At 61.0% G+C, this 12,200-nt stretch carries 14 protein-coding genes; 5 read left to right on the forward strand and 9 right to left on the reverse strand.

The annotated features are described in order from the left end of the window. The first annotated feature begins 65 nt into the window (after nt 1–65). On the forward strand, nt 66–1,118 hold the full coding sequence (locus tag ACJ8PN_RS14960) for an NAD(P)-dependent alcohol dehydrogenase (RefSeq protein WP_004936787.1): 1,053 nt from the start codon (nt 66–68) through the stop codon (nt 1,116–1,118). Nucleotides 1,119–1,149: 31 nt separating this feature from the next. Here ACJ8PN_RS14960 and maa read toward each other — a convergent pair whose 3' ends face one another. From maa to ACJ8PN_RS14985, 5 genes are all read right to left on the reverse strand, one after another. Continuing rightward, a complete protein-coding gene (gene maa, locus ACJ8PN_RS14965) occupies nt 1,150–1,707 on the reverse strand; it encodes a maltose O-acetyltransferase (RefSeq protein WP_044030338.1) in 558 nt (185 codons plus the stop codon). Nucleotides 1,708–1,851: 144 nt separating this feature from the next. Continuing rightward, a complete protein-coding gene (locus tag ACJ8PN_RS14970; RefSeq protein ID WP_004936783.1) occupies nt 1,852–2,205 on the reverse strand; it encodes an MmcQ/YjbR family DNA-binding protein in 354 nt (117 codons plus the stop codon). Nucleotides 2,206–2,209: 4 nt separating this feature from the next. Beyond that, nucleotides 2,210–2,626 (reverse strand): secondary thiamine-phosphate synthase enzyme YjbQ, encoded by a 417-nt coding sequence (locus ACJ8PN_RS14975; protein WP_016930264.1) that lies wholly within the window; start codon nt 2,624–2,626, stop codon nt 2,210–2,212. A gap of 125 nt (nt 2,627–2,751) precedes the next feature. Continuing rightward, nucleotides 2,752–3,945 (reverse strand): amino acid aminotransferase, encoded by a 1,194-nt coding sequence (locus ACJ8PN_RS14980; RefSeq protein ID WP_442535031.1) that lies wholly within the window; start codon nt 3,943–3,945, stop codon nt 2,752–2,754. An 83-nt stretch (nt 3,946–4,028) separates the two neighbouring features. Further along, nucleotides 4,029–4,496 carry an Lrp/AsnC family transcriptional regulator gene (locus ACJ8PN_RS14985; protein ID WP_442535032.1) on the reverse strand — a complete coding sequence of 156 codons (468 nt, stop codon included), beginning with the start codon at nt 4,494–4,496 and terminating at the stop codon, nt 4,029–4,031. A 215-nt stretch (nt 4,497–4,711) separates the two neighbouring features. Between ACJ8PN_RS14985 and ACJ8PN_RS14990 the strand changes: the two genes are divergently transcribed. Beyond that, nucleotides 4,712–5,479: a transporter substrate-binding domain-containing protein gene (locus ACJ8PN_RS14990; RefSeq protein WP_171454839.1), complete on the forward strand. Its 768-nt coding sequence runs from the start codon at nt 4,712–4,714 to the stop codon at nt 5,477–5,479. Nucleotides 5,480–5,523: 44 nt separating this feature from the next. On the opposite strand, the gene alr is transcribed toward ACJ8PN_RS14990, so the two are convergent. Next, nucleotides 5,524–6,603, reverse strand: coding sequence for an alanine racemase (gene alr, locus ACJ8PN_RS14995; RefSeq protein ID WP_171454840.1), 1,080 nt, complete (start codon nt 6,601–6,603; stop codon nt 5,524–5,526). A 17-nt stretch (nt 6,604–6,620) separates the two neighbouring features. Further along, nucleotides 6,621–8,045 carry a replicative DNA helicase gene (gene dnaB, locus ACJ8PN_RS15000; RefSeq protein WP_025160134.1) on the reverse strand — a complete coding sequence of 475 codons (1,425 nt, stop codon included), beginning with the start codon at nt 8,043–8,045 and terminating at the stop codon, nt 6,621–6,623. A 167-nt stretch (nt 8,046–8,212) separates the two neighbouring features. Between dnaB and ACJ8PN_RS15005 the strand changes: the two genes are divergently transcribed. Then, nucleotides 8,213–9,196 (forward strand): quinone oxidoreductase, encoded by a 984-nt coding sequence (locus ACJ8PN_RS15005; RefSeq protein WP_004936764.1) that lies wholly within the window; start codon nt 8,213–8,215, stop codon nt 9,194–9,196. Nucleotides 9,197–9,496: 300 nt separating this feature from the next. Here the strand turns inward: ACJ8PN_RS15005 and pspG are convergent, their stop codons facing one another. Both pspG and dusA read right to left on the reverse strand, forming a co-directional pair. Further along, nucleotides 9,497–9,715: an envelope stress response protein PspG gene (gene pspG / locus ACJ8PN_RS15010; RefSeq protein WP_025304448.1), complete on the reverse strand. Its 219-nt coding sequence runs from the start codon at nt 9,713–9,715 to the stop codon at nt 9,497–9,499. A 155-nt stretch (nt 9,716–9,870) separates the two neighbouring features. Further along, nucleotides 9,871–10,881 carry a tRNA dihydrouridine(20/20a) synthase DusA gene (gene dusA, locus ACJ8PN_RS15015; protein WP_351109504.1) on the reverse strand — a complete coding sequence of 337 codons (1,011 nt, stop codon included), beginning with the start codon at nt 10,879–10,881 and terminating at the stop codon, nt 9,871–9,873. A 202-nt stretch (nt 10,882–11,083) separates the two neighbouring features. On the opposite strand from dusA, the gene ACJ8PN_RS15020 reads away from it, so the two are divergent. Together ACJ8PN_RS15020 and ACJ8PN_RS15025 are read left to right on the forward strand one after the other, a co-directional pair. Then, the gene (locus tag ACJ8PN_RS15020; RefSeq protein ID WP_049189122.1) at nt 11,084–11,617 is read left to right on the forward strand and encodes a tetratricopeptide repeat protein; all 534 of its coding nucleotides are present in this window, start codon (nt 11,084–11,086) and stop codon (nt 11,615–11,617) included. A gap of 18 nt (nt 11,618–11,635) precedes the next feature. Further along, nucleotides 11,636–12,181 carry an RNA polymerase sigma factor gene (locus ACJ8PN_RS15025; protein ID WP_171454841.1) on the forward strand — a complete coding sequence of 182 codons (546 nt, stop codon included), beginning with the start codon at nt 11,636–11,638 and terminating at the stop codon, nt 12,179–12,181. Nucleotides 12,182–12,200: the final 19 nt, after the last annotated feature.

Consider the following 12,200-nt stretch of genomic DNA (forward strand, 5'->3'; position numbering starts at 1 on the left):
GCGTCTCGCCGGCACTTCGCTGCCGGTCAAACGTTGTCCCCCCTACATTGATAACTGGAGCGACCATGAACATTACCCATGCCTATGCCGCGCATGACGCGAAGTCTGCGCTGGTGCCTTTCGATTACCAGCCGCGCGCCCTGCGCGACCACGATGTGCAGATTCAGGTGTTGTTCTGCGGCGTCTGCCACTCGGATCTGCACCAGGCGCGCAATGAATGGAGCAATACGATTTACCCGGTGGTGCCGGGCCACGAAATCGTCGGCCGCGTTAGCGCCGTCGGCGACCATGTCTCGCGTTACCGGATCGGCGATCTGGTCGGCGTCGGTTGCATGGTGGATTCCTGCCGCAGCTGCCCGAGCTGCGATGAGGGGCTGGAACAGTATTGCGAGAACGGCTTTACCGGCACCTATAACGGCCAGGATCGCCACACCGGCGCCGTGACCTACGGCGGCTACTCCACCAATCTGGTGGTGGATCAGGACTTCGTGCTGCGCGTGCCGGAAAACCTCGATCCGGCCGGCGTCGCGCCGCTGCTGTGCGCCGGCATCACCACCTATTCGCCGCTGCGCCAGTGGGGCGCGGGGCCAGGCAAAAAGGTCGGCATCGTCGGGCTTGGCGGGCTGGGGCACATGGGCGTCAAACTGGCGCGGGCGATGGGCGCGCATGTGGTGCTGTTCACCACCTCGCCGTCGAAAATCGAAGACGCCAAGCGCCTTGGCGCCCATGAAGTGGTGATTTCGCGCAACCCGGATGAGATGGCGCAGCACGTCAACAGCTTCGACTTCATCCTCAACACGGTAGCGGCTCAGCACGATCTGAACCCGTTCCTCAACTTGCTGCGCCGCGACGGCACCCTGACGCTGGTCGGCGCGCCGGAGCACGATCATCCGTCACCGCAGGTGTTCAACCTGATCATGAAGCGCCGCCGCATCGCCGGTTCGCTGATCGGCGGCATCGCGGAAACACAAGAGATGCTGGACTTCTGCGGGCAGCACGGCATCACGTCGGATATCGAGCTGATCCCGATGCAGCAAATTAATGAGGCCTATGAACGCATGCTGAAAAGCGACGTGAAGTACCGCTTCGTGGTGGATATCGACTCTCTGCGCGCCTGATGACGGCGGGCGCCCGGCGGCGCCCGTTTTTTTATAGCTGCTTGATGATCCTGGCCGGGTTGCCACCCACCACGCAATTGGCCGGCACGTCTTTGGTCACCACCGCGCCGGAGGCCACGACCGCATTATCGCCGATGGTCACTCCCGGATTGATCACCGCGCGCCCGCCGATCCACACGTTGTCGCCAATCCTGACACTCTTACCGAACTCCGCCCCGCCGACGCGAGTCTCGGCGTCCAGCGGATGGGTGGCGGTATAGATATGCACGCCCGGCGCCAGCAGGCAGTTGTCGCCGATATGCACCTCGCATACGTCGAGGATCACGCAGTCAAAGTTGGCGTAGAAGTTCTTGCCGAGATAGATGTTATAGCCGTAGTCGCAGCGGAAGGTCGGCTCGATGGTACCGCCCTGATAGCGGCCCAGCAACTCACCCAGCCATTGTTTGCGCAGCTCGCCCTCTTCCGGCGAGGAGTGGTTATAGCGATGCGTTAGCTGGCGTGCGCGCCGGCGTTCGCTGCGCAGCAGTTCATCGCCGGCGTCGTACAGTTCCCCGGCGATCATCTTGCGCTTTTCTTCGCTCATGGCCATGTCGGCCTCCTTCATCCGCGTGTCTTGAATGCCCGAGCGTAGCTGTTTTAGTGCCGTAATAAAAAGGGAACGTTCCCAAACCCAGGCCGCGATCACGCTTTAACATGAAAAAACAGAAGAAAAACGGGCGCCGCCGCCCGGCAATCAGGCGCGCAGTTCCTGGCGCACGTGTTCGGGCAGGCCGTCCACCACCAGCTGATAGGAGCTGTCGATCAGGGTGTAAAACTGCGAGTTCGGCAGGTTGCCGTCGAGAAACACCGTATTCCAGTGCGCCTTGTTCAGGCCGTCACAGGCGACGATCTCCGGATGGTGTTCACGCAGGCTTTCCGCCAGCTCCGGGCTGGACTTGACCGCCAGCGCCGGCCGCCCTTCGACCTCGCACACCATGGCGAACATCACGTCGCCCACCTTGATTTGGCTAGCCTGCCACTGGTTCTGGTCGCTCTGCTCCGCGCCCGGCTTCGCCATGCAGTATTCCAGCAATGCGCTGTTATTCATTGGGTTATTCCCCCTGTAACGTGGCCACAATACGGCGTGCTCCGCCGTGGATGCGGTGCTCTCCCAGCCAGATGCCCTGCCATGTGCCCAACATCAGCCGCCCGTGCCTGACGGGCAGCGTCAAGGAAGCGCCCAGCAGCGAGGATTTGATGTGCGCCGGCATGTCGTCCGGCCCTTCGTAGTCATGCTGATAGGGTGCGTTTTCCGGCACCTGACGCAGGAAATGCTGCTCCATATCGGCTCGCACCGTGGGATCGCAGTTCTCGTTGAGCGTCAGCGAGGCTGAGGTGTGCTGCAGCAACAGATGCAGCAGGCCGGTTTGCAGGCGGTGTAAGTGGGTTAACTGGTTGGTGATCTCGTCGGTAACCAGATGAAAGCCACGCGCTTTTGCGCTGAGGATTAGCGTTTGCTGATGCCACATGAGTGAGCGCCCCTCAATCAGTATATTCTCTCTCCGGTTTGCGGCAACTTCGGCGGCGCGCCGGCAATAAAAAAGGAGCGATATCGCTATCGCTCCCGATGAACGTCCGTTCAGACTAACAGGCGTTACTGCACCGCGGCAAACGCCTCGGCCACCTGACGCACGTTGTTGTGGTTCAGGCCGGCCACGCACATGCGGCCGCTGTGGATCAGGTAGACGCCGAACTCTTCACGCAAGCGATCGACCTGCGCCGCGCTGAAGCCGGTGTAGCTGAACATGCCGCGCTGTGCCAACAGGTAATCAAAGTTGCGCTGCGGCAGCGCGCTTTTCAGGGTGTCCACCAGCGCATGACGCATCTCGAGAATGCGGGTGCGCATGCTCTCCACTTCGTCCAGCCATTGGGTTTTCAACTGGGCGTCGTTCAACACTTTGGCCACCAGCTGCGCGCCGAAGTTTGGCGGGCTCGAGTAGTTGCGGCGCACGGTGGCCTTCAGCTGGCCCAGCACGCGCCCGGCCGCTTCTTCGTTTTCGCACACCACCGACAGGCCGCCGACGCGCTCGCCGTACAGCGAGAAGATCTTCGAGAACGAGTTGCTCACCAGGCACGGCAAACCGGCCGCCGCGATGGCGCGAATGGCGTAGGCGTCCTGCTCCATGCCGCCGCCGAAGCCCTGATAGGCGATGTCGAGGAACGGAATGATTTCACGTTCGGCGATCACCTTGACCACCTCATCCCACTGGGCGGGGGTCAGGTCGGAACCGGTCGGGTTGTGGCAGCATGGGTGCAGCAGCGCGATGCTGTGCTTCGGCAGCTGTTTCAGCGCAGCCAGCATGGCGTCGAACTTCACGCCCAGGCTTTCGCCGTCGAAATACGGGTAGGTATTCACCTTGAAACCGGCGCCGCTGAAGATGGCGACGTGGTTTTCCCAGGTCGGATCGCTGACCCACACCTGCGAATCCGGGAAATAGCTTTTCAGGAAGTCGGCGCCCACTTTCAACGCGCCGGAACCGCCGACGGTCTGAATGGTGGCGATACGCCCCTGCTGCAGCATCGGGTGCTGCGCGCCGAACAGCAGCTGCTGGATGGCGGAACGGTAGGGTTGCAGCCCTTCCATCGGCAGGTATACCGAGGCGCCGTGCTCGACGCTGTTCAACTGCGCTTGCGCCGCGGCGACCGCCCGCATCTGCGGAATGATGCCCTGCGCATCGTAGTACAGGCCGATACTCAGGTTCACCTTGTGCGCACGCGGGTCTTGTTTGAATTTTTCCATCAGCGACAGAATGGGATCGCCGGCATAGGCGTCAACGTTCTGGAACACGGGGTTTTTCTCCTGGTTTATTGTGGTTTTGGGCACAGCGTTACGTTCCTAATATAGACGGAAAAGCGCATTCGGTTTTAGCTTTATCTCGCCACCGGCAATAAACCGTTTTCCTTGATGCGATTGAGCACCACCGCCGTTTTGATATGCGCCACGCTTTTGTGCGGCGACAGCGTCTGGCTGATGAATTCGCTCAGCGCCGGCAGGTCCGCCACCGCCACTTTGAGCAGGTAATCGGCGTCGCCGGTGGTCTTGTAAGCGTCCAGGATCGCGTCCACTTCCTCCAGCATCTGATGAAAGCTGTCGATCTGCTCCTGCACGTGCGTGATCAGGCTGACTTCGATCAGCCCCACCAGCCCCAGGCCGACCGCCTCCGGCGCCAGCCGCGCGTGGTAACCGCGGATCAGCTGCGCCTGCTCCAGGCTGATGCGCCGCCGTGAACACTGGGAAGCAGAAAGCCCCACCAGTTCGCTCAGCTCCTGATTGGTCAAACGGCCGTTGGCCTGTAACAGCGTCAGGATTTTCATATCAAAATCGTCAATGTTGTACATAGCCACCTGTAAACTGTGTTAATAAATGTTGACGTTACAGCCTACCAGTTTTTTTACCGTTGCCGACGTCACACCCTGGCGCTTAAATCGCGTACAGCAGCAACGCCCGGCGTTTTCGCCGGTAAGCGGCATAAAAAACGGCTAACTCATGCAGGCAAACGACAATTAACGGCGAAGTAACGCATAAAACCACGAATGTATAAAAAGGACGCCAGATGAAAAAGCTACTCCCCCTCGCGCTGCTGCTCGCCGCCGGCAACGCCGGCGCGCAATCCCACCTGGACAAAGTGCTGCAGCAAAAGACCCTGGAGGTCTGCACCACCGGCGACTACAAGCCCTATACCTTCCTCAAGGAAGACGGTGGCTATGAAGGCATCGATATCGACATGGCGGAATCGCTGGCCAAGAGCCTGGGCGCCAAGGTGAAGTGGGTGAAAACCAGCTGGAAAACCCTGACGCCGGACTTCGCCTCCGGCAAGTGCGACATCGCCATGGGCGGCATCTCCGTCACGCTTGAGCGGCAAAAGCAGGTGTTCTTCGCCGACAAGCTGGATACCGACGGCAAAATCCCGCTGGTGCGCTGCACCGACGTGAAGAAATACCGCACGATAGAACAGATCAACAAACCGTCGGTGCGCCTGCTGGAACCGGCGGGCGGCACCAATGAAGCCTTCGTGCACGCCTATCTGCCAAAAGCCAAGCTGACGCTGACGCACGACAACATGAGCATTTTCCAGCAGCTGGTGGATCGCAAGGCGGACGTGATGATCACCGACGCCTCCGAGGCGCTGTATCAGCAGAAGCGTTATCCGAAGCTGTGCGCGGTGAATCCGACCAAACCGATGCAGTACGGCGAGAAGGCTTACATGCTGCCGCGTGACGATCTGAGCTGGAAACTGTATGTGGATCAGTGGCTGCACCTGGCCAAGGCGACCGGCGAGTACCAGAAAATTATCGACAAGTGGTTGGCGGTAAAGAAGTAACGCGCTGAGAAACGGGGCCGACGCGCGTCGGCCCCTGCGGCGCATCAGTCGCCGATGTATTCCATCGCCACGCGCTGCGTGAGCTTGGTGATCAGTTCATAAGCGCTGATGCCGGTACAGGCGGCGATGCGCTCGACCGGCAACGCCGGCCCCCACAGCACCGCTTCATCCCCCACCTTATCGGCGGCGGCCGGCCCGAGATCGACCGAAATCATATCCATCGACACCCGGCCGACGATCGGCACTTCGCGGCCGTTGATCAGGATCGGCGTGCCGGTCGGCGCGCTGCGCGGGTAACCGTCGCCGTATCCCATCGCCACCACGCCAAGGCGAGTATCGCGCGGGCTGATCCAGGTGCCGCCATAGCCCACCGCTTCGCCGGCCTTGTGCTCACGCACCGCGATCAGGCTGGATTTCAGGGTCATCGCCGGCTGCAGCCCATGCTCAGCGCCGCTGCCGTTATCCAGCGGCGATACGCCGTACAGAATGATGCCGGGGCGTACCCACTCGTTGTGGGCATCCGGCCACAGCAACGTGCCGCCGGAAGCGGCGACCGAGCGCTGGCCCGGTTTGCCGAGCGCGAACTGCTCAAAGCAGGCGATCTGTTTCAGGGTGGCGTCGGACTCCGGCTCATCGGCGCGGCTGAAGTGACTCATGATATTGACCGGCTGCGCCACGTTGCGGCAGGCGCACAGGCGCTGATAAAACGCCTCCGCCTGCTCGGGGCGTACCCCCAGCCGATGCATACCGGTATCGAGCTTCATCCACACCGGCACCGGACGCGCCAGCTCGGCCTGCTCCAGCGCTTCGAGCTGTTCGATGCTGTGCACCGCGGTTTCGATGTTGTTCGCCACCAGCACCGGCAGGTCTTCGGCGCTGAAGAAGCCTTCCAGCAGCAGGATCGGTTTGACGATGCCGCCGGAGCGCAGCATCAGCGCCTCGCCGATGCGCGCTACGCCGTAGCAGTCGGCGTCTTGCAGGGTGTGTGCTGTTTCCAGCAGGCCATGTCCATAAGCGTTTGCTTTCACAACGGCAATCAGGCGGCTTTGCGGCGCCTGGCGGCGCACCTGTTGCAGATTATGTCGCAGAGCGCGGCGGTCGATTACAGCGGTTGCCGCTTTCATTTCAGTTCCTTAGCTGATTATTCGTCATCGTATTGTGGCCCCGCGTAGTTATCGAAACGCGACCACTGGCCGTTAAAGGTAAGGCGCACGGTACCGATCGGGCCGTTACGCTGCTTACCGATAATAATTTCCGCGATCCCTTTCAGATCGCTGTTCTCGTGATACACCTCATCACGATAGATGAACATAATCAGGTCGGCATCCTGCTCGATAGAGCCGGATTCACGCAGGTCGGAGTTGACCGGGCGTTTGTCGGCGCGCTGCTCCAGGCTGCGGTTCAGCTGCGACAGCGCCACCACCGGCACCTGCAGCTCTTTCGCCAGCGCCTTCAGCGAGCGCGAAATCTCGGCGATCTCCAGCGTACGGTTGTCGGACAGGGCCGGCACGCGCATCAGCTGCAGGTAGTCGATCATGATCAGGCTAAGCCCGTCGTGCTCGCGGAAAATGCGCCGTGCGCGCGAGCGCACTTCGGTCGGCGTCAGGCCAGAGGAGTCGTCGATGTACATGTTGCGCTTCTCCAGCAGGATGCCCATGGTGCTGGAAATGCGCGCCCAGTCCTCGTCATCGAGCTGGCCGGTACGGATGCGCGTCTGATCCACGCGCGACAGCGACGCCAGCATACGCATCATGATCTGCTCGCCGGGCATCTCCAGGCTGAAGATCAGCACCGGCTTTTCCTGGGTCATCGCGGCGTTTTCGCACAGGTTCATGGCGAAGGTGGTTTTCCCCATCGAAGGACGGGCGGCGACGATGATCAGATCGGACTTTTGCATGCCCGCGGTTTTCTTGTTGAGGTCCTGATAGCCGGTATCGACCCCGGTCACGCCGTCGTGCGGCTGCTGATACAGCTGCTCGATGCGCGACACGGTGTCTTCCAGGATGCGCTCGATGCCCTTCGGGCCCTCGTCTTTACTGGCGCGGTTCTCGGCGATTTGGAATACGCGGGATTCCGCCAGATCGAGCAGGTCTTCGCTGCTGCGCCCCTGCGGATCGTAGCCGGCGTCGGCGATTTCGTTAGCCACCGAGATCATTTCGCGCACCACCGCGCGCTCGCGCACGATGTCGGCGTAGGCGCCGATGTTGGCGGCGCTCGGGGTGTTTTTCGACAGCTCGGCCAGGTAGGCAAAGCCGCCGACCGAGTCCAGCTCGCCCTTCTGTTCGAGCGATTCAGACAGGGTGATGAGGTCGATAGGCTTGCTCATCTCCAGCAGACGCTGCATCTCGGTAAAGATCAGGCGGTGTGGACGGCTGAAGAAGTCGTTGGCGACCACGCGCTCCGCCACGTTGTCCCAACGCTCGTTATCCAGCATCAAACCGCCCAACACCGACTGCTCGGCCTCCAGCGAGTGCGGCGGCATCTTCAGCCCTTCCATCTGACGATCTCTGGAACGCTCTCTGGTTTCGTCCGCGTTTGTTTTGTTGGTTGGTTTTTTTCCTGCCATGAAACGTAGTCTTTATCCGGTTGCGAATGAAGGATCTTGACGCGAGAGTATACGTGATTTTTGCGTCATAACCGATGCAAAAAAGGTATTGAATCCCGCACGGGTAAACTGGATCTCCGATACTAAAAAGAATAGGGTGAAATCAGGCACTCAAACGAGGTAACGATATGGCCAAGCGCATTCAGTTTTCCGCCACCGGCGGGCCGGAAGTCTTGCAATACGTTGATTTTACACCGCTCGATCCCGCCGCCGGCGAAGTGCAGATCGAGAACAAAGCGATCGGCATCAACTACATCGACACCTATGTGCGCAGCGGGCTGTACGCGCCGCCCAGCCTGCCGAGCGGCCTCGGCACCGAGGCGGCCGGCGTGGTGGTCAAAGTTGGCGCCGGGGTCAGCGCGATCAAACCGGGCGACCGGGTGGTGTATGCGCAGTCGTCGCTCGGCGCCTACAGCGAAGTCCACAATGTGCCGGAAGAAAAAGTGGCGCTGCTGCCGCACAACCTCAGCTTTGAGCAAGGCGCCGCTTCTTTCCTCAAAGGGCTGACGGTGCATTACCTGCTGCGCCAGACCCACGACGTGCAACCGGGTGAAGTGTTCCTGTTCCATGCCGCCGCCGGCGGGGTTGGGCTGATCGCCTGCCAATGGGCCAAAGCGCTGGGCGCGCGCCTGATCGGCAGCGTCGGCTCCGACGAGAAGGCCGCGCTGGCGAAACAGGCCGGCGCCTGGGCCACTATCAACTACCACAAAGAGGATATCGCCCAGCGGGTGGCCGAGCTGACGCACGGCGAGAAGGTTGGCGTGGTGTACGATTCGGTGGGGCAAAGCACCTGGCAGGCCTCGCTCAACAGCCTGAAGCGGCGCGGCCTGATGGTCAGCTTCGGCAACGCCTCCGGCCCGGTGACGGGAGTCGATCTGGCGCTGCTGAATCAGAAGGGCTCGCTGTACGTCACCCGCCCTTCCCTCAACGGTTACATCACCAACCGCGCCGAGCTGCAGTACGCCAGCAATGAGCTGTTCTCGCTGATCGGCAGCGGCGCCATTCGGGTGGAGGTGAGAGACGAGCAGAAATTCGCGCTGGCCGACGCCCAGCGTGCGCACCAGGTGCTGGAAAGCCGCAGCACCAGCGGTTCCAGCCTGCTGATCCCCTGATAGCAGCCAAAGAAAAGGGCTCCTTGCGGAGCCCTTTCTGTTACTGCGTTTTGTAGGGGTAGAGCAGAGTCCGCCAGAGACAGGGGGTTGCTTTAGCAACACGAATTTTAGGTGTCTCTCACGGTGATGAAATGGGTCGCATCACTGCATCGACCCACATCCTAACAGCCCCGTCCGGCAAAAAACACGCTTTATGTGCCACATCGCGCGGTAAAACTGCCAAGCTGTGATCGCTGCCGCATTAGCGGGGCGGCAAGTTGTGCAAGTTTCATCGCGACTGACTGATTATTCAGCAAAAAATCAGTAACGCCTGGCCTGAGGTTTCTGCATCGACCGGTAAATCCATACCCCGACGACCGCCAAAATCAGCCACGGCAGCAGCTTGATGACCACCGCGAACAACCCGCCCAACAGCATGAACGCCGCCGCTACCAACAGCGCGGCGAAGATCCCCAGCAGCGAGATGCCGGTCACCATCAGCATCACCACAAAGCCAATGAGAAAGAAGATTTCCAACATGATTGCTCCTTTGCAATGCAACATATCTGCAGAGTGAATTACAAGAAGCGTGCCAGAATGGCGAAAGGGCTAACCTATTGAAAAAACGGGGAAGGCATCCGGCAGTGCGCCGAATGCCTGGTGAAAAAGACTAACTGTTGGTCAAATTTTTTCGGCTACGCCATTTCGACACGCGGCTGGCGCACCAACGCCAGCGCCTGCTCCACCACCCGCGCATCGGCGCCCGGCTTGTGGGCGTTCTCGCTCAGATGGCGACGCCACTGGCGCGCGCCCGGCACGCCCTGGAACAAACCGAGGATGTGGCGGGTGATGTGGCCGAGATAGGTGCCGTTGGACAGCTCACGCTCAATATACGGATACAGCGCTTCGACGATCGCCACGCTGTCCGGCACCGCGGTCTGCGCGCCGAACAGTTCGCTGTCGACCCGCGCCAGGATGCCCGGATTCTGGTAAGCCTCGCGCCCCATCATCACGCCGTCCAGATGATGCAGGTGCTGCCGCGCCTCTTCCAGCGTTTTCACTCCACCGTTGATGGCGATGGTCAGCGCCGGGAAATCCCGCTTCAGCTGATAAACGCGCGGGTAGTCCAGCGGCGGCACTTCGCGGTTCTCTTTCGGGCTGAGGCCGGAGAGCCAGGCTTTGCGCGCGTGGATGGTGAACATGTCGCACTCGCCGCGCCCGGCGACGGTCTGGATAAAGTCGCACAGGAAAGCGTAGCTGTCCTGATCGTCGATGCCGATGCGGGTCTTCACCGTCACCGGAATCGATACGACGTCGCGCATCGCCTTGATGCAGTCGGCGACCAGCGTCGCCTGCCCCATCAGGCAGGCGCCGAACATACCGTTTTGCACCCGATCGGACGGACAGCCGACGTTGAGGTTAATCTCGTCATAACCGCGCTGCTCCGCCAGTTTGGCGCAGTGCGCCAGCGCGGCCGGATCGCTGCCGCCCAGCTGCAGCGCCACCGGATGCTCTTCTTCGCTGTAGGCCAGGTAGTCGCCCTTGCCGTGGATGATCGCGCCGGTGGTCACCATCTCGGTGTACAGCAGCGTTTCCTTGGTCAGCAGGCGGTGGAAGTAACGGCAATGACGATCGGTCCAGTCGAGCATTGGCGCGATGGAGAAGCGATTGGCGGCGTAGGTTGGGGCGTGGTTGTCTTTCGTCATGCTGAGTTACTGGCTACCTGAGTCTGTCTGGGTTCAACGAACGGCGCGCGGCCGCAAACGGCTATTATAACGACAATCGACGCCGTTGGGAAAACCGCCTTGCCGGTGGCGTAAATAAGCGGGAGTAAGGCGAATAAATTCACTCGTTCAGGTGTTATCTCATTACGGGCGCGCACGGCGCCTCTGCCTTGAGGACACAACCATGAACAGCTTCATTAAACGCCTGCTGGCATCGGCCATTGCCGGCTGCCTGCTGTTTTCCGGCGCGGCGCTGGCGATGGGCGGCGACGGCAGCGGCCAAACCCCGCCGACCTGTCCAAAAGGCCAGGTTTACGACAGTAAAACCCAGACCTGCACGGTGGATAAAGGCAGCAAAGTCGACGACGCCGACCGTACTAACTATGCCTATGCACTGGCGAAAAGCGGCCGCTATCAGGAAGCGATCGATATGCTCAACACGCTGAAAAATCCCAACACCGCCGTCGCACTGAATTATCGCGGCTACGCCACGCGCAAACTGGGCCGCACCGATGAGGGTATCGGCTATTATTTAAAATCAGTGGCCCTCGATCCGAAATACCCCAAAGTGCGCGAGTACCTGGGGGAAGCCTATATGCTGAAAGGACGCCCCGACCTGGCGCGCCAACAGCTGCAGGTGATCCAGTCGCTGTGCGGCACCGGGTGCGAGGAGTACCGAGATTTGGCGGCAGCCATCGACCGCCATCCGGAATCTTGATCCGACGCGCCTGCGGAGGTGACTATCAGCGGCGATGCGATACGCGATGAACTCGGCCACTATCTCTCCCGCCTGTGGCGCTATGCGCTGGTGCTTTCACACCGGCGGGATGTCGCCGACGACCTGGTGCAGGCAACCTGCGTGCGTGCGCTGGAACGCGCCGCGCAATTCACCCCCGGTTCACACCTGGATCGCTGGTTGTTTTCCATCTTGCACTCTATTTGGCTCAATGAAGTTCGCGCCCAGTATCGTCGTCAGGGGCAAGGCTGCATGGCGGCGGAAGAGCTTGGCGATGCGGACAACGGTGAACAGCCGGTCTGGCTCAATGAAGTGATGCGGCGCGTAAGCCGGTTGCCGGCGGCCCAGCGCAACGCGCTGTTTCTGGTATATGTCGAAGGGCTGTCCTACCGGGAAGCGGCGAAAGTGCTGGCGGTGCCAATCGGCACCGTCATGAGCCGCCTTGCGGCCGCACGCCTGGCCTTGGCCGATGACCGCCAGTCGCCAAACGACGATTCGCACCGTAAGAAGCCCCCTCCTCCGCCCTTGCCCCGCACTCGCCGATAAACCGCTGGCCGCCGGTTCG

It is taken from the genome of Serratia sp. CY76391 (assembly GCF_052166695.1).
Taxonomy (GTDB): domain Bacteria; phylum Pseudomonadota; class Gammaproteobacteria; order Enterobacterales; family Enterobacteriaceae; genus Serratia; species Serratia nematodiphila.